Annotated in this window: 22 protein-coding genes; 14 read left to right on the top strand and 8 right to left on the bottom strand. The window is 58.7% G+C overall.

The window, feature by feature from the left end:
- The first annotated feature begins 31 nt into the window (after positions 1-31).
- Positions 32-487: a YiiD C-terminal domain-containing protein gene (locus tag CKW21_RS02070; RefSeq protein ID WP_095192359.1), complete on the top strand. Its 456-nt coding sequence runs from the start codon at positions 32-34 to the stop codon at positions 485-487.
- Between the two features lie 158 nt (positions 488-645).
- Here CKW21_RS02070 and cysQ read toward each other — a convergent pair whose 3' ends face one another.
- Positions 646-1473, bottom strand: a complete 828-nt coding sequence (gene cysQ / locus CKW21_RS02075) for a 3'(2'),5'-bisphosphate nucleotidase CysQ (RefSeq protein WP_095192360.1) — start codon at positions 1471-1473, stop codon at positions 646-648.
- Positions 1470-2036, bottom strand: a complete 567-nt coding sequence (gene nudE / locus CKW21_RS02080; protein WP_095192361.1) for an ADP compounds hydrolase NudE — start codon at positions 2034-2036, stop codon at positions 1470-1472. The genes cysQ and nudE overlap by 4 nt, the downstream gene beginning before the upstream one ends.
- A gap of 90 nt (positions 2037-2126) precedes the next feature.
- Here nudE and yrfG point away from each other — a divergent pair, with 90 nt between their 5' ends.
- A complete protein-coding gene (gene yrfG / locus CKW21_RS02085; RefSeq protein WP_095192362.1) occupies positions 2127-2789 on the top strand; it encodes a GMP/IMP nucleotidase in 663 nt (220 codons plus the stop codon).
- A gap of 153 nt (positions 2790-2942) precedes the next feature.
- Here the strand turns inward: yrfG and lysM are convergent, their stop codons facing one another.
- Entirely contained in the window at positions 2943-3392 is a 450-nt protein-coding gene (gene lysM, locus CKW21_RS02090) for a peptidoglycan-binding protein LysM (RefSeq protein ID WP_095192363.1), read from the bottom strand.
- Between the two features lie 149 nt (positions 3393-3541).
- Here lysM and CKW21_RS02095 point away from each other — a divergent pair, with 149 nt between their 5' ends.
- From CKW21_RS02095 to CKW21_RS02110, 4 genes are all read left to right on the top strand, one after another.
- Positions 3542-4429 (top strand): LysR family transcriptional regulator, encoded by an 888-nt coding sequence (locus tag CKW21_RS02095; RefSeq protein WP_095192364.1) that lies wholly within the window; start codon positions 3542-3544, stop codon positions 4427-4429.
- Positions 4430-4521: 92 nt separating this feature from the next.
- Entirely contained in the window at positions 4522-5361 is an 840-nt protein-coding gene (gene fdhD / locus CKW21_RS02100) for a formate dehydrogenase accessory sulfurtransferase FdhD (protein WP_095192365.1), read from the top strand.
- On the top strand, positions 5358-7706 hold the full coding sequence (locus tag CKW21_RS02105; protein WP_095192366.1) for an FdhF/YdeP family oxidoreductase: 2349 nt from the start codon (positions 5358-5360) through the stop codon (positions 7704-7706). Before fdhD ends, CKW21_RS02105 begins: the two co-directional genes overlap by 4 nt.
- 356 nt (positions 7707-8062) lie before the next feature.
- Positions 8063-8557: a glycine zipper domain-containing protein gene (locus CKW21_RS02110; protein ID WP_095192367.1), complete on the top strand. Its 495-nt coding sequence runs from the start codon at positions 8063-8065 to the stop codon at positions 8555-8557.
- A 67-nt stretch (positions 8558-8624) separates the two neighbouring features.
- Here CKW21_RS02110 and CKW21_RS02115 read toward each other — a convergent pair whose 3' ends face one another.
- Positions 8625-9056, bottom strand: coding sequence for a thioesterase family protein (locus CKW21_RS02115; protein WP_095192368.1), 432 nt, complete (start codon positions 9054-9056; stop codon positions 8625-8627).
- A gap of 92 nt (positions 9057-9148) precedes the next feature.
- Positions 9149-11083: an ATP-dependent DNA helicase RecQ gene (locus CKW21_RS02120; RefSeq protein ID WP_095192369.1), complete on the bottom strand. Its 1935-nt coding sequence runs from the start codon at positions 11081-11083 to the stop codon at positions 9149-9151.
- A 520-nt stretch (positions 11084-11603) separates the two neighbouring features.
- On the opposite strand from CKW21_RS02120, the gene CKW21_RS02125 reads away from it, so the two are divergent.
- From CKW21_RS02125 to CKW21_RS02150, 6 genes are all read left to right on the top strand, one after another.
- Entirely contained in the window at positions 11604-11894 is a 291-nt protein-coding gene (locus CKW21_RS02125) for a hypothetical protein (RefSeq protein ID WP_095192370.1), read from the top strand.
- A gap of 409 nt (positions 11895-12303) precedes the next feature.
- Positions 12304-12603, top strand: coding sequence for a hypothetical protein (locus CKW21_RS02130; protein WP_095192371.1), 300 nt, complete (start codon positions 12304-12306; stop codon positions 12601-12603).
- A 202-nt stretch (positions 12604-12805) separates the two neighbouring features.
- Entirely contained in the window at positions 12806-13291 is a 486-nt protein-coding gene (locus CKW21_RS02135; protein ID WP_095192372.1) for a helix-turn-helix domain-containing protein, read from the top strand.
- Entirely contained in the window at positions 13288-14559 is a 1272-nt protein-coding gene (locus tag CKW21_RS02140) for a type II toxin-antitoxin system HipA family toxin (protein ID WP_095192373.1), read from the top strand. The genes CKW21_RS02135 and CKW21_RS02140 overlap by 4 nt, the downstream gene beginning before the upstream one ends.
- A 70-nt stretch (positions 14560-14629) precedes the next feature.
- Positions 14630-14983, top strand: a complete 354-nt coding sequence (locus CKW21_RS02145) for a DUF1493 family protein (protein ID WP_095192374.1) — start codon at positions 14630-14632, stop codon at positions 14981-14983.
- A 43-nt stretch (positions 14984-15026) separates the two neighbouring features.
- The gene (locus CKW21_RS02150; protein ID WP_095192477.1) at positions 15027-15881 is read left to right on the top strand and encodes an EamA family transporter; all 855 of its coding nucleotides are present in this window, start codon (positions 15027-15029) and stop codon (positions 15879-15881) included.
- Between the two features lie 60 nt (positions 15882-15941).
- Here CKW21_RS02150 and CKW21_RS02155 read toward each other — a convergent pair whose 3' ends face one another.
- The 3 genes from CKW21_RS02155 to CKW21_RS02170 form a co-directional block, all read right to left on the bottom strand.
- Entirely contained in the window at positions 15942-17483 is a 1542-nt protein-coding gene (locus CKW21_RS02155; protein WP_095192375.1) for a phosphoenolpyruvate carboxykinase, read from the bottom strand.
- Positions 17484-17662: 179 nt separating this feature from the next.
- Positions 17663-18565, bottom strand: coding sequence for an Hsp33 family molecular chaperone HslO (hslO, locus tag CKW21_RS02165; RefSeq protein ID WP_095192376.1), 903 nt, complete (start codon positions 18563-18565; stop codon positions 17663-17665).
- Between the two features lie 228 nt (positions 18566-18793).
- Complete coding sequence (locus CKW21_RS02170) at positions 18794-19198, bottom strand: RNA-binding S4 domain-containing protein (RefSeq protein WP_095192377.1); 405 nt, start codon at positions 19196-19198, stop codon at positions 18794-18796.
- Positions 19199-19431: 233 nt separating this feature from the next.
- On the opposite strand from CKW21_RS02170, the gene CKW21_RS02175 reads away from it, so the two are divergent.
- A complete protein-coding gene (locus CKW21_RS02175) occupies positions 19432-19893 on the top strand; it encodes an ATP-dependent zinc protease (RefSeq protein ID WP_170948612.1) in 462 nt (153 codons plus the stop codon).
- The gene (gene rimK / locus CKW21_RS02180) at positions 19890-20795 is read left to right on the top strand and encodes a 30S ribosomal protein S6--L-glutamate ligase (RefSeq protein WP_007972871.1); all 906 of its coding nucleotides are present in this window, start codon (positions 19890-19892) and stop codon (positions 20793-20795) included. The genes CKW21_RS02175 and rimK overlap by 4 nt, the downstream gene beginning before the upstream one ends.
- The last annotated feature ends 52 nt before the right edge of the window (positions 20796-20847 follow it).

Raw genomic sequence — 20847 nt, forward strand, 5'->3', positions numbered from 1 at the left:
CAATCATCCACCCCAAACAAGAGGCCGCTGAATGAGCCGCGACAGTCGTCAACTGGAATCCGTCCTCCACCATGACATTCCCCTCACGCGGGACATGGGCCTCAAAGTGCTCGACTGGCACGATCAGCAACTGCGCCTGCATTTGCCGCTGGACGCCAACGTCAACCACAAGAGCACCATGTTCGGCGGCAGCCTGTATTGCGGCGCGGTACTGGCCGGCTGGGGCTGGTTGCATTTGCGTCTGAAAGAAGAAGGGATTACGGACGGGCACATCGTGATTCAGGAAGGGCAGATCAACTACCCGCTGCCGGTGACGGGCGATGCGCACGCCATTTGCCAGGCGCCTGGCGCGCAGGTGTGGAAAAAATTCCTCGCCACCTACCACCGTTACGGACGGGCGCGACTGGCGCTGCATACGCGGGTGCTGAATGCGGGCAGTGATGAGGATGCGGTGAGGTTTGTCGGGCAGTACGTCCTGCACCGCTAAACATCAGAACCTACACAAAACCTGTGACAAAGATAGAACAAGCAATGATTAATTGTGGCGAGGGGATTTATCCCCGTTGGACTGCGCAGCAGTCCCATTTGGGGGCTGCTTCGCAGCCCAACGGGGATAAATCCCCTCGCCACAGAGGTAACGCGAAGTCAGGAACGGGCCAGTTCCAGTAGTTTTTCGCGCCACGCCGCCTTCGCCGGCAACGCCAGGAAAAACTCATTCAACAGCGACTCCCGCGCCGGATAACAAAACGGCGCGCCGCTCAAATCCAGCACTTCACCGCCCGCTCCTTCCAGCACGCCTTGCGCCGCCGCCGTGTCCCACTGCGAAGTCGGTGCCAGGCGCGGATAACAATCGGCCGCGCCTTCGGCCAACAGGCAAAACTTCAGCGAGCTGCCAATATTGGCCAGTTCCAGCTCACCCAGGCTGGCGCTCAACCCGGCCAACAGGCGTTCCTGCTCCGGGCTGGAATGGCGGCGACTGGCGACCACGGTGAACGCCGCATCCGTCGGCGGCACTTCGCGAACCTGAATCGGCAGCGGCTCGGCGTTCTTGTCGCCGCGCCATGCGCCCAACCCGCTGCCACCCACGTAAAAGCGCCCGTTGGTCGGCATCGACACGACGCCAAACACCACGCGCCCCTGCTCGATCAACGCAATGTTGACCGTGAACTCCTCACTGCCGGAGATGAATTCCTTGGTGCCGTCCAGCGGGTCCACCAGCCACCAGCGCTGCCATCCGGCGCGTACGCTTTGAGGAATGTCGGCATCTTCTTCAGACAACACCGGGATGCTCGGATCCAGCGCGATCAGGCCGGCAACAATCAGGTGATGGGCGGCCAGGTCGGCGGCAGTGACGGGTGAGTCGTCAGCCTTGGCGGTCACCGCCGTGCCGACGCGCCAGAACGGCAAAATCGCTTCGCCAGCCTTCAAGGCCAGCTCTACCACCGGAGCCATCAACGGATGGGGAAAATTCATGGCAGGAACACCCCACGCTGGGTCAGCAGATCACGGGCCAGGTACAGTGCCGCCAAGGCGCGGCCCTCGGTAAATTGAGGGTTTTGCGCCAGTGCCGACAACTCCCGCAGGTTGACCTTGCCCAGCCCCATCGGCTCCGGTTCGTCACCTTCAAGACGCTCTTCGTACAAATCGGTGGCCAGCACCACCTGGATTTTCTGGCTCATGTAACCGGGCGATAACGACAGCTCCGTCAAATGCTCAAGCTGCCGCGCGCCAAACCCGGCCTCTTCCTTGAGCTCGCGCTCTGCTGCCGCCAGCACATCTTCGCCGGGCTCGATGAGCCCCTTGGGCAACGACAATTCGTATTCATCGGTTCCGCCGCAATACTCCTCGACCAGCACCGCATGGTCCGCATCGAGCATCGCCACGATCATCACCGCGCCATAACCGGTGCCTTTGCCGACCAATCGCTCGTAAGTGCGCTCCTCACCATTGGAAAAGCGCAGTTTCAGCTCCTCGACGCAGAATAAACGGCTGGTGGCAACGATCTCGCGGGCGAGGATGGTGGGTTTCTGGCGCATGAGCGGCTCCTGAGCGATAGCGGGTTACTATACCCGGCCTATCCTGATTGTTGTCCCCGGATACCTTTTTTATCGCTGGAGAAGTTTTTTATGTCCCCGCTGCCCTGGCACGACATCGACACCGTTCTGCTGGACATGGACGGCACGTTGTTGGACCTGCACTTCGACAACCATTTCTGGCTGGAGCATCTGCCCCAGCGTTACGCCGAACTGCACGGGGTCAGCCGGGCCATGGCCGAGCTTGAGTTGCAACCGTTGTTCGAGCGCCACGCCGGTCAGTTGCAGTGGTATTGCCTGGATTTCTGGAGTGCCGAGCTCAAGCTGTCCGTGCGTGAACTGAAACTGGAAACCGCGCACCTGATTGCCCTGCGCCCGGACGCGGATACTTTTCTGGCGGCGATCAAAAAGGCCGGCAAACGCGTGGTGCTGATCACCAATGCTCACCGTGATTCACTGTCATTGAAGCTGGAAAAAATCGAACTGGCACCGTATTTCGAGCGCTTGATCAGTTCCCACGATTATGGTTTCCCCAAGGAAAACCCGCAGTTCTGGGACGCCTTGAGGGAGGACATCGATTTCGATCCCGCGCGTAGCCTGTTTATCGACGACACCTTGTCGATCCTGCGCAGTGCGCGGGATTTTGGTGTGTCGCACCTGTTGGCCGTGAGCGAGCCGGACAGTCGCCAGGGACCGAGGGACACGGCGGAATTTGCGGCGGTGGAGGATTATCGGGATCTGATTGCCGGGCTTTAGACCGAGTCGCCTAATTCGCGAGCAGGCTCGCTCCCACAATGGATCTGCGTCGTGCACACACTCTGTGCTCGCTACAGATCAAATGTGGGAGCGAGCCTGCTCGCTACAGATCAAATGTGGGAGCGAGCCTGCTCGCGAAAGCGGTCTTGAAGATTACTCGGGAATCCGCAACACCTGCCCCGGATAGATCTTGTCCGGGTGCTTGAGTTGCGGTTTGTTGGCCTCGAAGATTTTTTGATACTTGTTCGGATCGCCATACACGCGCTTGGAAATCGCGCTGAGCGTGTCGCCCTTCTCGACCGTGACAAACTTCGCGGCCGGAGCCACGGCGCCGGTCACCGTGATCTGATCGTCAACACCGCTGACGCCGGCCACGTTGCCCAACGCCAACAGGATTTTTTCCTTCTCCTCCTGGCTGCCCGCTTCACCCGTGGCGATAACCTTATCGCCCTCGACTTTCACCTGAATCCTGGAAGTATCGATCCCCGTCAGCGCGCTCTGCACATGCTTGGTCAACGCTTCACTGTTGGCTTCGGCCTTGTCCGGCGTCAGCGCATCAAGGATTTTTTCACCGGCTTCTTTAAGAAAACTGAACAGGCTCATCGTGTGCTCTCCCTGGGAATTAGTGTCCAGACGCAAAAGCCTAGACCACGGTTGCCAAACACGACTTCAAACCGACCAATGACGCCGCTTCGCGCCAAGCGATAGAATCCGCCCCTGCTCACCCCCCCTGGATCCGCCCTGGAGCGAAGATGGACATCAAGCAACTGAAATTCCTCATCGCTCTCGACGAAACCCGGCACTTCGGCCAGGCGGCCGCGCGCTGTCACATCACCCAGCCGACCCTGTCCATGCGCCTGCGCAGCCTCGAGGAAGAACTCGATCTGCCGCTGGTCAATCGCGGACAACGCTTCGAAGGCTTTACTGCTCCGGGCGAACGGGTGCTGGCCTGGGCGCGCACGGTGCTGGCGGCCTATGACGGTTTGTACGCCGAGGCGGCCGCCTGTCGCGGCAATCTGGTCGGCACCTTGCGTCTGGGCGTGGTGCCGCTGTCGAGCTTCGACCCACTGCCGCTGTTGCAACGCCTGCACGCAGAGCACCCGAACCTGCGCTTTGAATTGTCGGCGCTGAGCTCCGAGCAAATCCTCGAACAATTGGCGAACAATCGCCTGGATCTCGGTGTGTCGTACCTGGAACGCCTTGATGCCGAACACTTTGACTCGCTCACTTTCAGTGAAACCCGCATGGGTCTGCTTTACGATCAACGTTTCTTTACCTTTGGCGAGCGGCCGCTGAGTTGGGAATCGTTGATCGAGCTGCCGCTGGGCATGCTCACCAGCGGCATGCACTTTCGCCAGTCCATCGACCATAATTTCCACAGCCGCGGGCTCACCCCGCAGCCGTTGTTGCAGACCGATGCCGTGCATCAACTGTTACAGGCTGTGCATGGCGGCTTGTGCTGCGCCGTGATGCCACTGGACGGTGGCCTCGAAGACCTGACTGATCATTTACGCCTGCAGCCGATCGAAAACGCCCAGACCCTTGGCCGCCTGGGGCTGATCATGCGTCGTACCGCCCCTCGTTCGGCGCTGGCAGAAGCCTGTTTCGCGATTTATCAGCAATCGCTGATGGGTGCTTGATCGACGGCATCTATCGGCAGATCAGTAATAGCGATTAGACGCGACAGTTTGCCGCGCCTAGTCTTTAAGCTGATCAACCCCTCGGTGATGCCATGAACCCCAAGCGCCCTTCCTGCCCGGCGCCCGCCCTCGAAACGCCCGCGCCTGCAGCCAGCCAGACATACAGCTACAGCAACATTGAAAACGCCGAATCGGCCAGCACTGCGTTGGCCGAGGAAGTGGCGTTGGCGATTGCCTACAACGGCATCAGCCAGGCCGTCATGCTGGTGACGCCGAGCGATCTTGAAGACTTTGTCGTCGGTTTCAGTTTGGGTAGCGGCATCATCGAAGACGTCAATGAAATCTATGACCTGCAACTCAGCGGCTCGGGGTCGGCGCAGTATGCGCAAGTGACCATCGCCAACCGCGCCTTCTGGAACCTCAAGCTGCAGCGTCGACAAATGGCGGGCACCAGCGGTTGCGGGCTCTGCGGCGTGGAAGCGGTCGAGCAAGCCTTGCCAGATCTCAAGGTATTACCCGGCGCGCCATTGCCGCCCGCCGAATGGCTCGACGGCCTGCGCCAACGCATCGGCGCGTTCCAGCCGCTGGGCCAGTACAGCGGCGCAGTGCACGCGGCGGTGTTCATGAACGACAAGGGTGAGTTGTTGCTCGGCCGTGAAGACATCGGCCGCCACAACGCCCTCGACAAACTGATCGGCGGGCTGATCCGTCGCAACATCCCGCTCACGGGTGGGCTGGCGATTGTCACCAGCCGTTGCAGCCTCGAATTGATCCAGAAAGTTTTGCGCGCCGGCATCCAGACCCTGGTCAGCCTGTCGTCGCCCACGGGCCTTGCCGTGCAGTGGGCCCGTCGCCACAACCTCAACCTCATCCATCTGCCACAAAAGAATGCGCCGCGGGTCTACAGCCCAGCGTTGGAGAATCAAGCGTGAGTCAACACCGTCAAGCCGACCAGACCCCCGTCCCTCGCTACAAGCCCTACAAAGGCCCGGCCGGTGGCTGGGGCGCACTGATCAGCGTCGCCCAAGCCTGGTTGACCAGCGACAACGCACTGAAAAACCTGCGCATGATGCTCAAGACCAACAAGAACGGCGGCTTCGATTGCCCCGGTTGCGCCTGGGGTGATTCGCTGGAAGGCGGCATCGTGGCGTTCTGCGAAAACGGCGCCAAAGCGGTGAACTGGGAAGCGACCAAACGTCGTGTCGATGGCAAATTCTTCGCCAGACACAGCGTCACTTCGCTGCTGGAGCAGAGCGACTACTGGCTCGAATACCAGGGCCGCCTGACCGAGCCGTTGAGCTACAACGCCGAAACCGATCGCTACCAGCCCATCAGTTGGGACGATGCGTTTGCCCTGATCGCCAAGCACCTGCGCGGTTTATCGAGCCCGGATCAAGCCGAGTTCTACACCTCGGGGCGCGCAAGCAACGAAGCGGCTTTCCTCTATCAGTTGTTTGTGCGCGCCTACGGTACCAACAACTTCCCCGACTGCTCGAACATGTGCCACGAAGCCAGCGGTGTTGCGTTGTCGCAGAGTGTTGGCGTCGGCAAAGGCACCGTGACCTTCGACGACTTCGAACACGCCGATGCGATTTTCGTCTGGGGCCAGAACCCGGGCACCAACCACCCCCGGATGCTCGAACCGCTGCGTGAAGCGGTCAAGCGCGGCGCGCAGGTGGTGTGCATCAACCCGCTCAAGGAACGGGGTCTGGAACGTTTCCAGCACCCGCAACATCCGATCGAAATGCTCACCAACGGCGACAAACCGACCAATACCGCGTACTTCCGTCCGGCATTGGGCGGTGACATGGCGGTGCTGCGCGGCATGGCCAAATTTCTGCTGCAGTGGGAGCGCGATGCGCAGAAGGCTGGCACCGAGGCGGTGTTCGATCACGATTTCCTCAACGCACACAGCGTCAATGTCCTGGACTACCTGGCCGCCATTGACGACACCTCGTGGGAGCAGATCATCGAGCAGTCAGGCCTGTCCCTTGTTGAGATCGAGCAAGCGGCGCGCATGTACGCCAAGGGCAAGAACGTCATCATGTGCTGGGCCATGGGCATCACCCAGCATCGCCACTCGGTGGCGACCATCCAGGAAATCGCCAACCTGCAGCTGCTGCGCGGCAACATCGGTCGGCCAGGCGCTGGCCTGTGCCCGGTGCGTGGCCACAGTAACGTGCAGGGTGACCGGACCATGGGCATCAACGAACGCCCGCCAGTGGCATTCCTCGATGCGCTGGAGCGTCGCTTCCAGTTCAAGGTCCCCCGTGAAAACGGTCACAACGTGGTCGAGGCGATTCACGCCATGGCCGAAGGTCGGGCAAAAGTGTTTATCGCCCTGGGCGGCAACTTCGCCCAGGCCACCCCTGACAGCCCACGGACCTTCAAGGCCCTGAGCAATTGCGACCTGACCGTGCAGATCAGCACCAAGCTCAACCGCAGCCACCTGGCCCATGGTAAAGACGCGCTGATCCTGCCATGCCTGGGCCGGACCGACATCGATCGGCAAGCTGAAGGTCCACAAGCGGTGACCGTCGAAGACTCATTCAGCATGGTCCATGCCTCCAACGGTCAGCTGGAGCCGCTGTCGAACCAGATGCGCTCGGAGCCGGCAATACTTGCCGGCATCGCCGCTGCCACGCTGGGCAGCCACCCGGTGGATTGGAACTGGCTGGTGGCGGACTACAGACGCATCCGCGACCTGATTGCCGACACCATTCCCAACTTCAAGGACTTCAACGAGAAGATCAAGAATCCCGGCGGTTTCTATCTGGGCAACAGTGCCGGGGCTCGCAAGTGGAACACCGCGTCGGGCCGGGCCAATTTCCGTCCGAACGTATTGCCCAAGGATCTGGTACACGAACGCACCCGCGCCACTGGCGTATTGCCCGATCTGATCCTTCAATCGATGCGTTCCCATGATCAGTACAACACCACGATCTATGGCCTCAACGACCGTTATCGCGGCGTGAAAGGTCAGCGTGATGTGTTGTTCGTGAATGAAGCCGACATCATTCGCCTGGGCTTCAAGCCGGGGCAGAAGGCTGACATCGTGTCGCTGTGGGATGATGGTGTCGAACGTCGGGTGAAAGGCTTCACGCTGCTGGCGTTTGATATCCCGGCCGGGCAAGCGGCGGCGTACTATCCGGAAGTGAATCCGCTGGTGCCGCTGGAAAGCACCGGGGACGGCAGCCATACACCGACGTCGAAGTTCGTGGCGATCCGCTTGGAAGCGGCGAGTGAGACCGGGTTGATCATGGCCAAATCGGCTTAATGCGGCGTTTTATCTGGCCTCTTCGCGAGCAGGCTCGCTCCCACATTGAATCTTCTGTAGGCACAGACATTTGTACTCGCTCCGGCCCCACTGTGGGAGCGAGCCTGCTCGCGAAAGCGGTAAGATGTTCAACACGTTTTCCGAATCGAATACTTTCCTAACGCCCACAAAAAAGGCCGTTTTCTCACAAAAACGGCCTATCCGAAGTAGCTAAAGACCGGCGAAAAACACTTAAGTTCCGCCCAAAAAACAGCAACTTATAGAAATGTGCTCAAGTCGTGTTACTCGTCGGATTTCGATTGTCAGGCCCATGCCACAGCCTCAGGATCGCGGCGTCATCCCCTTGAGGTTCCTCCATGAAGTTCTCCTCGATTCTCTTGTTGTCCCTTGGCCTGGTCAGTGGCATTGCTTCTGCTGGCGGCACCACCGAAGCAGGTGTGGGTGGCGCATTGGGCGGGGTTCTAGGCTCGGTCGTCGGCCAGTCAATTGGCGGTAATACCGGTTCCACTATCGGCGCGGCCCTGGGCGGCGCGGGTGGTAGCGCCGTCGGCGCAGACAAACGCAGCCGTGGCGAAGCCGCCATTGGCGGTGCGTTGGGCGCAGCAGGCGGTAACGTGGTCGGCCGCAGCATGGGCGGCACCACCGGCAGCCTGATCGGTTCCGCTGCGGGCGGCGGTGCCGGTGGCGCGCTGGGTAACTATATGGGCAACAAGAGCGATGACGATGACGATGATCATCGCTCCTACCGTGACCGTGGTGATCGTCGTTACTACCGTGATGGCCACCCGGGTCGCGGTCATGCCTACGGCCATCGCAAGCACCACCACAAGCACTACCGCCACCGTCACTGAGACCAAAACGGTTTCGCTGGCAGGTAAAAAAATCGCAGCCCCAGGGCTGCGATTTTTTTTGCCTGAACTAAACCGCCAGACGTTCGAGGGCGTTGCGCAATCCGGCCGGAATTGCCACCGGCTGGTTTGACGCCCGATCCACAAACACATGCACAAAGCGCCCCGCCGCACAGGCCTCGTCCTCCCCCTGTTTGAACACCGCCAACTCATACTGCACCGAGCTGTTGCCCAGTTTGCCTACCCGCAGACCGATCTCGATCCGGTCAGGAAATGCGATGGAAGCAAAGTAATCGCACGCCGAACTCACCACGAAACCCACCACCTCACCATCGTGGATGTCCAGGCCGCCGACTTCGATCAGGTAGGTGTTCACCGCCGTGTCGAAAAAGCTGTAGTAGGTGACGTTGTTCACGTGACCGTAGGCGTCGTTGTCATGCCAACGGGTAGTGATGGGCTGGAAGTGCGGGTAGTCGGTGCGTTGGGGCATCGGGTTGGACATCAGTATCGGTTCCTGAGGTTGAGTGGCCAGTTTAAAGCGAACACCGCGTCATCGTTCTTCGTGAGCAGGCTCGCTCCCACATTTATCGCATTTCAATCAGACAGATAATGTTCAGCCCACGCCCGTACCTCGGCATAGGGATAATCTTCAAGCGCTGCATACCCGGAAATCGTCCGAACCTTGAGCTTGGTGAACAGCGGCACGCTGATCCCGCACAGAAACCGCGTCACACGCTCCGCTGAAGGCAAGCTGCCAGTGTGCTGCTCATGCCTGTGGATAAAATCGCCGCACAAAGCCTCGAAATTTTTATCCACAAGGGGCGGCAATGCCGGTGGCTCAGGCAGACGCGCCACCTGCCCATGACATACCGAACAATGCCCACACTGCCGAGGCGCATTTTCGTCACCGAAATACTCGGCCAGGCGATAACCCAGGCAATGGTCGGTGGCGAACAGATCGAGCATGGCGTGGATTCGTGCGATTTCGGTTTGCTCATGCCGAGTGAAGTCAGCGTGCAGTTCTTCGCTCAATGCGGCGCTGTCAAAGTCCGATTGCAGCAAGCTGTAGACCTCGGTCATCAGTTTGCTTTCAAGCTCCACCCAGCCCTTCTCCTGAAAGTAATCCAGCGCCTTGACCACCCTGTCGCGCTCAGCCTGATACTGCTCGTACAGCGCATCGAAATTGACCGTGGCCCAAGTCCGGGCGCGGGAGGACGTCTGAATGATCGCCGCGACGAAATCCCTGCGCTCGCCTTCGAAACGGGCCAGCAGTTCCTCCGGTTCCAGCAAATATTTGAAACGGTACTCGGCGTAGTACGCGTAACGCGGGGCGATGATTCCACGCAGTTCCAGCTGAACCAGCAGAGTCTTGAGCGGCAACTGACGAATGTTGCTGTTGTCCGCCAGCGGCCCCAACAGAAACTCCCACTGCCCTTCAGGCGCGCAAGTTTGCAATTCGTCGAGTACGCGGCGTATGCCATCGCACTCAGGCGTATCACCGTAGACGAAGTTCTCCAGCACGTTCAGGCTGTCACGATTGGCCAGTACCAGACAGTCGGACGGCTGCCCGTCACGCCCGGCACGACCAATTTCCTGGCTGTAGTTTTCGATGGATTTGGGCAGGTCGAAATGCACCACGTTGCGGATGTCGCTCTTGTCGATGCCCATGCCGAACGCGATGGTGGCAACGATGCAATTGGACTGCCCACCCATGAAGCGCTTCTGGATACCGTCGCGCTGATCGTTTGGTAAACCTGCGTGATAGGCCTCGGCCTGAATGCCGTTCCGACCGAGATGCTCGGCAATGTGCTCGGCGGTTTTTTGCAGGGTGACGTAAACGATGCTCGGCTGGCCGGGACGCTCGCTCATCCACTCAACCAGGCGCCGGCGCTTGTCCTGCCCGCGCACGGGTTCTACCCATAGATAGAGGTTGGGCCGATAGAAGCCGGTGGTCACCACATCCTCGGGAGCGATGGCGAATTTGGCCTGCATGTCGGCGATCACCTTGGGCGTCGCAGTGGCCGTCAGCAGCAGGACTTGAGGGATGTTGAACTGACGTTGGTAGTCCGGGAGCTTGAGATAATCCGGACGGAAGTTGTGACCCCACTCCGAAATGCAATGCGCCTCGTCCACCACCAGCAGCGAGATCGGGACCTGCTGTAAAAAATGGCGGAAGCGTTCGTTTTTCAGGCGCTCCACGGAAATCATCAGGATCTTCAACTCACCAGACCTGGCGCGAGCCATGACATCGCTGGCGTCATCGCGGCTCTGCGCCGAATCGATACTGCCCGCGGCAATGCCATGGCGCTGCAGGAACGCCAACTGATCCTGCATCAATGCCAACAGGGGCGAGACCACCAGTGTCAGGTGCGGCAGCATGACCGCCGATAGCTGATAGCACAGGGATTTACCGGAGCCGGTGGGAAAAATCGCCGCCGCCGAACGCCCGGCCAGTACCGCGCTGATCGTTGCTTCCTGACCGGGTCGAAACTGTGGGTAACCGAAAACCTGTTCCAGGGTGTTGTGCATAAGCTGTCACTCCGTTGACCGCTGCGATGGACAAAGCCTAGCCGGCGATCGCAGCGAGTCGAGAAAAGGTCAGGGGCAAAACGATACGCGATGATACAGCGGATGGTCTGGAGGGATGGCAAGGCTTGGGCAATGGATTGACCGGCAGATCGCTTTCGCGAGCAGGCTCGCTCCCACAATGGAATGCATTTCAACTGTGGGAGCGAGCCTGCTCGCGAAGAGGCCAGCACATTCACCATGAAAATCGAAATGGCCTACGGTTTCTGAAGCACCGTCAACCGAGACCCACCGCGCACTCACTGACTACCGCGTAGGCATTTTTACCGTAGGCACTTCTACGGCAAAAAAACGCCATCGAAGCGTAGTCCCCTTCCTCAAGATGCGACAAAAACCCTACAAAACCTGTCCATTCCAGCCGTCTTGTCGCACCGCAACACAGCCTTCTATAGTCTGCGGCGCGGCTGAAAGCAGTGTCTCGGCCTGCCGAAAACACTCGCCGATTTCGCTCAGGACTCACTCGATGAACGCCCCCGATCCAATGACCGACCGCTACCGCACCCTCAAATCCAGCTACAGCGAAACCGCAGTGCTGGTCATCGACACCGAGGCCGATCCCTTCGAGATCCTCGATGCCGCCCGCCAACGCGTCCGCGCCGCCAGCGGCCTGCTCGAAACCTTGTACTGCCTGTGCTTCAAACAAGCCGACGCCAGCGACATCCCCAACATCGTCAGCGCGCTGTACCTGCTGACCCAGGACGGCAACGACCTGCTCGACATCGCCCGGCAGCGCCTGCCAAAAACCACCCGCTGACCACCCTCCCCTGTAGGAGCAAGGCTTGCCCGCGAAGAACGATTACACGGTTTACCTGAAGCCCATCACGAAGAAGCAAAGGTCTGTAGGGGTCGCCCTATAAAAGCTTCGGCACGGTCCTACAAAACAAGACAACTTGTCGCCTATCGCTGTCCCGAGGCTAATACCTATAGTCGTGACTGTCGCTATCAGCGACTCGGGCTTGGTCACCCGATGGAACACACAAACGCGTCCGTTGTATGCTGCCGGCATCTCAAGTGTCTGTACGCTTTATGGTGGCTGTGTTTGGGACGCCTTAGGGCGTGCCGGTCTTGTGTGTTCTACCGGTTGACCAACCCGAACACAGTCCGCCTCCATCGCTTGGTCACGATGAAAGCGGTTTCATCTGAAGCATTTGAGAATACATAAAATGAACAAATGGAATCCGTTCACCAACGAACGTTACCTGCCACTCCAAACCAATCTCACCGACACTTCCCCCCTGATCATCGACACAGAAGCCAACCCCCAAGACATCCTCGAAGCCGCCATACAGCGCATCCGAGCCTCGAGCGAGCTCCTCCAAACCTTGCATTGTCAATGCTTCAAGAACGGCGACGTCGAAGACATTCCCCACATCACCCACGCGCTTTATCTCCTGACCCAGGATGGCTGCGACCTACTCAAGGTTGCACAGCAACGCATGTTGAACTGGAAAGCACCTACCTGAAGCAAAGAATGAGAAACGATCAAGAGCAGATTAACTGGCATTATTCTGGCTGTTTTTCAATATTTCAGCTGGAATAATGGCAGTTCGATTACTTGCCTTACCAATCTCTTGTAAAGGTTCCCCCTCACGGTGAAGCGATGCCTCCCTGCTTAACTGCTATTATTCTGGCAGTTAAGCCTGAAAAGTGAAGGAATATTGGCACATGGCTAAGAAAACCGCTCCACTCTTACCTGCCGCATCCAAATTGCTTGCCGAGTTCGGAGAGCGATTGAAGCTAGCCCGGCTGCGTCGCAAGCTCACAGCGAAACAAGTCGCCGAGAGGGCAGGTATGTCACTGACAACCTTACGTTCACTGGAATCAGGTGGGTCAGGAGTGACCATAGGTGCCTACCTGTCTGTCATGCAGGTACTGGGTCTGGAAAAGGACTTGAGTAAACTCGCTGCAATTGACGAAGTGGGACGCCAATTACAGGATGCTCAGCTAAAACCCGCGGCAACCTCTGCAACAGGCACTCGCCGGCGAGTAAGCAGGATAGGCGCAGTAAAGGTTGTCACTGCCAAAGGCACGGGAGTGATTGAAAGCGACACCAATACATCAGATTTGTCTGCCGAGTTTCCCTTCAACACCCACTCACTTTCCAATCTGTTGACCAAAAAGAAAACCAAGCCTACGACAGGTGAAAAATGACGCTGATCGCGGTGTATGCAGACTGGGAGTCCTTGAAGGGTCCACGGCGCCTTGGCTTCCTGCATGCCAGGAAAGCTCGGTCCACCAACGTTTTCGAATTTGAGTACGACGCTAGCGCACTGACTGATCCCGAGTTGAATTTCACAACGCTGGATCCGCGAATCGGCCTGTTCGAAGGCCGTCAGTTTCCCGGCCAACATCAAACTCGGTTTGGCATATTCGCTGACTCAAGCCCGGATAGATGGGGGCAATTACTGATGAAGCGACGACTGGAGAGAGACATTCGTGAAGGATTGGCTCCAGTGGGAAGCGAGCTCTTCGAATCAGATTTCCTTTTAGGCGTACATGACCTCTATCGAGTCGGAGCGATCCGTTACAAGCTCAATGACAAAGGTAACTTTCTTGATGATCGCGATGGTGTTGCAGCCCCACCCTTCATCGAATTACGTGCACTGGAGCAGGCTAGTCGAGCTCTCGAAAACGACCCGGACAACACGTCACTCGACGGACGCGAGTGGCTGAGGATGCTGATTGCACCTGGCGGTTCACTGGGTGGTGCCCGGCCTAAAGCCAGCGTCGCGGACGAACAGGGTCACCTGTGGATCGCGAAGTTTCCAAGTGCTCGCGATGACTATGATGTCGGAGGCTGGGAGTTGGTGGTCAATGCTTTGGCCAATCACTGCGGCTTACGCGTCGCGACGGGTATTGCTCGACGTTATGCGAGCGATCATCACTGCTTCATGGTCAAGCGATTCGACCGCACCGGACGAGGGGGGCGACTGCATTTCGCCTCAGCCATGACCATGACTGATCGTGTTGACGGTGATGACGCCTCCGGCGGCGCCAGCTACCTTGAACTGGCGGAAGTTCTGATGGAGCACGGCTCGGAAACCAATACCGATCTTCGCGAATTGTGGTCACGAATTGTATTCAACATCCTGGTTTCAAACACCGATGATCATCTGCGCAACCACGGTTTCATCCTTGATCCGGGTCATGGATGGCGCCTGTCTGCAGCCTATGACATGAATCCGGTGGCACACGCCGATGGGTTGAAACTGAACATCACCGATGCGGATAACGCGCTGGATCTCGAACTTGCCAGGGAGGTGGCGGAGTATTTCAGGATCAGCCGCCCGGATGCTGAAGACATTATCGAGAGCATCAAAGGTGTCGTCAGCCAATGGCCAACGCTGGCTGGAGCCTTGGGATTGTCGAGACGCGAACAGGACTATATGGCGTCAGCGTTTAGATTGGCAGGGACCTAGTCTCGATTAGAGAAAGAGGTCTACTCCAAACATGCAATGCTATGTTCAATTTGAAACCGGATTACCACCGATGCACCTCGCTCCCAACTTCCCCGACGACCCCACCATGCACCAGCTCGTGCAGTTGCTCCACGAAGAAATCGGCCTCCCCGAACGCAAAACCATCCACCTCACCACCTCGATCAATTTCGACCTCGGCTGCAACGGCGCCGACGCTCAACACTTGATCGAAACCCTGGAAGACCAATTTCACATCGATTTCGTGGATTACGACAGTTATCGCTATTTCCAGCCCGAAGGCTACGATGTGTTCCTGAAGCGCAAAGCCAAGGGTCGCGGCGACAAGGAACCATTGACCATCGGCATGCTCTACCGGGCTATCAAGGCCCAACGCTGGGACACTCGGGAGCTTGAAGGTCTGTAACGTTCCCGGCGCTTAACAATAAGGACATTGCGTGGACGTACTGATGGGGTTGTTGGCCGCCTTGCTGTGGGGCGGCACGGATTTTCTGGTGGGTTTGAACGCCCGCGCAGTCGGTGTCAAACGCGCGGTTTACTTCGGTCAGGCACTGGGCTTTACCATCATGAGCCTGCTGCTGATCGCCTTTCCCGTATTCATTCTGCGGTCCATGGCCGCACCTCTCGAAACCTGGTTGTTCGGGGTTATGGCTGCGGTGCTGACCGTATCTGGCGCCCTTGCCTTATCCAAGGCCTTTGCGCTCGGTAAAGCGTCCATTGTGGCGCCGCTGGTGACGTCCTACGGCGTTGTAACCACGCTGTTGTCCTGGGCTGGCGGAGAACAGATCAGCCTGCTCCAGCTGTTGTGTATCGCGCTGTGCGTGATCGGCGTGGTCCTCTCCAGCATTCACTCCGACCCGAAAGTGCCACACACCACTCAAGCGAGCAGTTCCATTGCCTACGCATTGCTGGCGGCAGCGTTCTACGGCACCAGTTTCTGGCTACAAGGCCGCTTCGTCCTGCCGATACTCGGGCCGGTGACGATGCTGTGGCTGGCCTACCTGGTGGGCCTGATTGTGCTGGTGGTGATCGTCCTCAGGATCGATGATGGCCTGAAGATCCCGCCGCTGAAAAACTGCCTGACATTGACCGGCGCGAGCCTGATGAATCTCGGTGGCTTCTCGTCTTTTGCTTGGGGAGCGGTGGCCGGCTCGGTTTCGGTGGTGACGGTGATCAGCACGCTCTCAGGTGGGATCGCGGCGATTCTGGGGTACGTGTTCTTCAAGGAACGGCTGGCGAAGATTCAGGTGTTGGGGATTGTCCTGGTGCTGGTTGGCGCGTTTGTCTTGCACCTGAAGACCTGAAAAACGCACACAAAAAAGCCGCCCCGAAGGGCGGCTTTTTTGTGTGCGTCAAACCAACACTTACAGCTTAGGACCAGCTGCCTTGATCGCGTCGCTCACTTCGAACTTCTTGAAGTTCTCGATGAACAGGCCGGCCAGTGCCTTGGCGGCTTCGTCGTAGGCGGCTTTGTCGGCCCAGGTGCTGCGTGGGTTCAACAGGCCAGTTTCAACGCCCGGTACGGCCAACGGCACGTCGAGGTTGATGGTGTCCAGGTGCTCGGTCTCGGTACCGATCAGCGCGCCGCTCTGGATCGCTGCGATCACGGCACGGGTGGTCGGGATATTGAAGCGTTTGCCGACGCCGTAGCCGCCGCCGGTCCAGCCGGTGTTGACCAGGTAAACCTTGGAGCCGAAGCCACGGATGCGCTTGATCAGCAGCTCTGCGTATTCGCCAGCCGGACGCGGGAAGAACGGTGCGCCGAAGCAGGTGGAGAAGGTCGACTTGATGCCGCTGCCCGAACCCATTTCAGTCGAGCCCACCAGAGCGGTGTAGCCGGACAGGAAGTGGTAGGCCGCTTGTTCTTCGTTCAGGATCGACACTGGCGGCAGTACGCCGGTCAGGTCGCAGGTCAGGAAGATCACGGCGTTCGGCTCGCCACCGAGGTTTTTCTCGGAACGCTTGGCAACGTGTTCCAGCGGATAGGCGGCACGGCTGTTCTGGGTCAGGCTGACATCAGCGTAGTCGGCGTGCTTGGCGTCATCGATAACGACGTTTTCCAGGACTGCGCCGTGCTTGATGGCTTTCCAGATGACCGGCTCGTTCTTCTCGGACAAGTCGATGCACTTGGCGTAGCAGCCGCCTTCGATGTTGAAGACAACGCCTTCGCCCCAGCCGTGTTCGTCGTCACCGATCAGGTAACGGCTTTCGTCGGCGGACAGGGTGGTCTTGCCGGTGCCGGACAGACCGAAGAACAGGGTCACGTCGCCCTCTTCGCCGATGTTGGCGGCGCAGTGCATTGGCAGCACGTCGGCAGCCGGCAGCAGGAAGTTCTGCACCGAGAACATGGCTTTTTTCATTTCACCGGCGTAACGCATGCCGGCGATCAGCACTTTCTTCTGCGCAAAGTTGATGATCACGCAACCATCGGAGTTGGTACCGTCACGCTCAGGTACGCACTCGAAGTTGGCAACGTTGAGCACCTGCCATTCTTCACGACCAGCCGGGTTGTACTGGGCCGGGTTGATGAACAGGCAACGACCGAACAGGTTCTGCCAGGCGGTCTGGGTGGTCATCTTCACAGCCAGGTAGTGCTCGGAAGCCGCACCTACGTGGACATGGGAAACGAAATGCTCTTGCGCGTTGTTGAAGGCCTCGACGCGAGCCCACAGGGCATCGAACTTGTCGGCCGGGAACTTGCGGTTGATCGGGCCCCAGGCGATGGCGGCCTGGGTGGTGGGCTCATCAACGATGAAACGATCGACTGGCGAACGGCCGGTACGGTGACCGGTGCGAACAACCAGTGCGCCGGTATCGGCAAGCTCGCCTTCACCGCGGTTCAGGGCTTCTTTAACCAGATCATCAACACTCAGATCGGTGTACACGGCGTTATTGGCTTGCGTCATGAGGTTCCCCGTCGGCCAGTGGCCGAGTGCTCCAAACGTTTTGTAGTAGAAAGTCGTGCACTACTACCGCGAAAAAAGTGGGCCGGATTATGCCAGAAAAGCCCAAAAAGAGTAGGGTCCTCCCGTCGTAACGGCGTTAATCTGGCACAAACCAGTGAATTTACCTGCGCTGAACCGTTTTAGTGACGGGTATCTGACGGTGAGTCGACACCCGCGCCGGCGAACAATTGAGTGACATCGGCGGCATCAAACAGGTATTGCTGGTTGCAGAACTGGCAGTCAATTTCGATATTGCCACCGTGTTCAACCACCAGTTTTTGCGCGTCTTCCATACCCAGACTGACCAGCGCATTGGCTGAACGTTCGCGCGAGCAGCTGCAGCGGAAACGCAGTTTTTGTACATCGAACAGTCGCACTTGCTCTTCGTGGTAGAGACGATGAAGCACGGTTTCGTTGTCCAGGCCCAACAGCTCATCGGCGGTCAAGGTAGTAGCCAGGGCAGTGAGGTGCTGCCAGCTGGCGGCGCGCTCTTCTTCATCTTTCAAGCGATCGGCGGGCAGCTGCTGCAGCAACAGGCCACGGGCGCGACGGCCATCGGCGCAGAGCTTGATGCGCGTACCGATCTGCTGCGACATGACGAAATAGTTGGTGAAACAGTCAGACAACGTTTCACCGTCTAGATCCACCACACCCTGATAACGCTGGCCCTGCTTAGGGTCGATGGTCAATGTCAACGAGCCATCCGGCATCAAGTCAGCCAGGGTGGCATCGGGGGCAATCCGGTCCGCCTCGTAACGGGCCAGGCCACGGATGTCGCGCTCGCTGGAACACTCGATCATCAGCAACGGAATCGGGCCTTCGGAACGCGCCTGAAGGATCAGCAACCCGTCGAACTTCAAGGTGCCGACCAGCAACGCTGCAGCCGCCATCAGTTCGCCGAGCAGCTGTGCGACCGGCTCCGGATAGGCGTGTTTGGCGAGGACTTCAGCATAGCTGAGCTCCAGCGAAACCATCTCGCCGCGGGTGTCGCTGTCATCGAAGATGAAGCGTTGGGTGAAGTCGTTATCCGGTAGGTCGGTCATAAGTCTGGGTATCTGAAGTGGAGACAAAAGTGGTTACAGAATTCGAATTTACGCCTTGGCCATAGCGCCCTGCTGTCTGGTTATGGCTTACAGGTCGGCAGCTGCGTGCGCTTTTCGACGAATGGCGCTGCCAATGGCTCATGTAGGGTAGGCGAATTACCCCATATGGCTACGCGCAAGCACAATTACAAGTCTTTGCCTGTTTGACTGATCGACGGACCCGATCATTCATTCGTTGCTGCTGCCATGAAACTTGAACAGATCCCGCCGTTGTTTTTTGCTCGGTTTGCCATCGGTGCTCACACCCAAGGCACCTGCCTTGCGCTGGGCCGCGGCATTTTCGCGCTTGGCGATGCTGGCTTCGGTTTCGGCGTACAGCGTCTGCGCTTGCGGGGCGCCACGGCGCACGATCGACAGCGCCTGAACCACCACCGTGCGCTCATCGAAGCCGGTGCGAATCACGAACTCATCGCCGATGCGTGGCTCCTTGCCCGGCTTGCAGCGCTCACCACGGCAGTGCACCTTACCGCTTTCGATCGCCGCCTTGGCCAAAGCGCGGGTCTTGTAAAAACGCGCGGCCCACAACCATTTATCGAGACGGACTTTGTCGTCCTCTTCGTTTTTTTGTGCCATGGGATTTCCTCGTTCTGAAATATTGGTGAACTGTACTACCGTTCTCTCGTACCAAGAATTACGTCGTCCCGGATTACAATGCTGACATTCCATAACCTCATTGCGAAGCTGGAAATCCCGGCCGTCGATATCTGTCGCCTTTTAACCATTATTCTGCGTGAATACCGCGAATTCGGCCGCCTGCGGCCAACGCGGTTTCTACCGGTTGAGCAATTTTGAAGACATTTGACCATTTGACCGTTGTCGGTCTGCGCGAGTGGGTGGCGCTTCCTGATCTGGGAGTTGCCGGCCTTCGGGCAAAAATCGACACCGGCGCGAGCACCTCCAGCCTGCATGCGACCGACATCGAGACATTCGACCGCGACGGCGAGCAATGGGTGCGCTTCACGGCGCACCTGGGCACGGTGGTGCAGTTGCGTCACCGGCGCTGTGAAGCACCGCTGGTAACGATGAAAACCATTAAAAGCTCCAACGGTCACGCGCAGGTGCGATACGTGATCAGCACCACCCTGGCCCTCGGTGATCGGGTCTGGCGGGTCCAGTTCACGCTGGCCTGCCGCAAGTCCATGCGTTATCGCCTGCTACTCGGTTCCAAAGCCCTGATCGACGGCCAGTTGGTGGTCAATCCGGGCATCAAGTATGTACAAGACAAGCCGGTGTTCCCGGTATCTACCCTCTCCACAGGTGTTGCATGAAGATCGCTGTGCTGTCGCGGAACCCGCGTCTGTATTCCACCCGTCGCCTGGTCGAAGCCGGTACCGAACGCGGCCATGAAATGGTGGTGGTCGATACCCTGCGCGCCTACATGAACATCGCCAGCCACAAGCCGCAGATCCATTACCGCGGCAAACCGCTGGAAGGTTTTGACGCCGTGATCCCGCGAATCGGTGCGTCGGTCACGTTTTATGGCTGTGCCGTATTGCGCCAGTTCGAAATGATGGGGGTTTTTCCACTCAACGAATCGGTGGCCATCGCCCGCTCCCGGGACAAACTGCGCTCGCTGCAATTGCTGTCACGCCGCGGGATTGGTTTGCCGGTCACCGGTTTTGCCCACTCGCCGGACGACATTCCCGACCTGATTGAAATGGTCAACGGCGCGCCACTGGTGATCAAGGTGCTGGAAGGCACCCAAGGCATCGGCGTGGTCCTGTGCGAGACCGCCACGGCGGCTGAGTCGGTGATCGAGGCGTTCATGGGCCTCAAGCAAAACATCATGGTTCAGGAATACATCAAGGAGGCCGGCGGTGCCGACATTCGCTGCTTCGTGGTGGGCGACAAGGTGATTGCGGCGATGAAGCGCCAGGCCAAACCCGGCGAGTTTCGCTCCAACCTGCATCGCGGCGGCAGCGCCAGCCTGATCAAGATCACGCCGGAGGAGCGCATGACGGCATTGCGCGCAGCGAAGGTCATGGGACTGGCGGTCGCGGGTGTGGATATCCTGCGCTCCAATCACGGGCCGCTGGTGATGGAGGTGAACTCATCGCCGGGGCTGGAAGGGATCGAGACCACCACTGGGAAGAACGTGGCGGGGATCATCATTGAGCACCTGGAGAAGAATGGCGGGCCGAATATGACGCGGACCAAGGGTAAGGGGTAACCCGGAGCCTTTGCGGTGGCAAGGAGGCCGCTTTCGCGAGCAGGCTCGCTCC

This window comes from Pseudomonas sp. Irchel 3A7 (assembly GCF_900187565.1).
In the GTDB taxonomy this organism is placed as follows: Bacteria; Pseudomonadota; Gammaproteobacteria; order Pseudomonadales; family Pseudomonadaceae; genus Aquipseudomonas.

Bases quoted from the DNA above. Each gene is read 5' to 3' on its own strand.
- CKW21_RS02155 (WP_095192375.1), bottom strand. From the start codon at position 17,483: ATGACGCAAGCCAATAACGCCGTGTACACCGATCTGAGTGTTGATGAT.
- CKW21_RS02115 (WP_095192368.1), bottom strand. From the start codon at position 9,056: ATGTCCAACCCGATGCCCCAACGCACCGACTACCCGCACTTCCAGCCC.
- yrfG (WP_095192362.1), top strand. From the start codon at position 2,127: ATGTCCCCGCTGCCCTGGCACGACATCGACACCGTTCTGCTGGACATG.
- CKW21_RS02150 (WP_095192477.1), top strand. From the start codon at position 15,027: ATGGGGTTGTTGGCCGCCTTGCTGTGGGGCGGCACGGATTTTCTGGTG.
- CKW21_RS02070 (WP_095192359.1), top strand. From the start codon at position 32: ATGAGCCGCGACAGTCGTCAACTGGAATCCGTCCTCCACCATGACATT.
- CKW21_RS02145 (WP_095192374.1), top strand. From the start codon at position 14,630: ATGCACCTCGCTCCCAACTTCCCCGACGACCCCACCATGCACCAGCTC.
- rimK (WP_007972871.1), top strand. From the start codon at position 19,890: ATGAAGATCGCTGTGCTGTCGCGGAACCCGCGTCTGTATTCCACCCGT.
- lysM (WP_095192363.1), bottom strand. From the start codon at position 3,392: ATGAGCCTGTTCAGTTTTCTTAAAGAAGCCGGTGAAAAAATCCTTGAT.
- CKW21_RS02125 (WP_095192370.1), top strand. From the start codon at position 11,604: ATGAACGCCCCCGATCCAATGACCGACCGCTACCGCACCCTCAAATCC.
- CKW21_RS02170 (WP_095192377.1), bottom strand. From the start codon at position 19,198: ATGGCACAAAAAAACGAAGAGGACGACAAAGTCCGTCTCGATAAATGG.
- hslO (WP_095192376.1), bottom strand. From the start codon at position 18,565: ATGACCGACCTACCGGATAACGACTTCACCCAACGCTTCATCTTCGAT.
- cysQ (WP_095192360.1), bottom strand. From the start codon at position 1,473: ATGAATTTTCCCCATCCGTTGATGGCTCCGGTGGTAGAGCTGGCCTTG.
- CKW21_RS02110 (WP_095192367.1), top strand. From the start codon at position 8,063: ATGAAGTTCTCCTCGATTCTCTTGTTGTCCCTTGGCCTGGTCAGTGGC.
- CKW21_RS02130 (WP_095192371.1), top strand. From the start codon at position 12,304: ATGAACAAATGGAATCCGTTCACCAACGAACGTTACCTGCCACTCCAA.
- CKW21_RS02095 (WP_095192364.1), top strand. From the start codon at position 3,542: ATGGACATCAAGCAACTGAAATTCCTCATCGCTCTCGACGAAACCCGG.
- CKW21_RS02120 (WP_095192369.1), bottom strand. From the start codon at position 11,083: ATGCACAACACCCTGGAACAGGTTTTCGGTTACCCACAGTTTCGACCC.
- CKW21_RS02135 (WP_095192372.1), top strand. From the start codon at position 12,806: ATGGCTAAGAAAACCGCTCCACTCTTACCTGCCGCATCCAAATTGCTT.
- nudE (WP_095192361.1), bottom strand. From the start codon at position 2,036: ATGCGCCAGAAACCCACCATCCTCGCCCGCGAGATCGTTGCCACCAGC.
- fdhD (WP_095192365.1), top strand. From the start codon at position 4,522: ATGAACCCCAAGCGCCCTTCCTGCCCGGCGCCCGCCCTCGAAACGCCC.
- CKW21_RS02140 (WP_095192373.1), top strand. From the start codon at position 13,288: ATGACGCTGATCGCGGTGTATGCAGACTGGGAGTCCTTGAAGGGTCCA.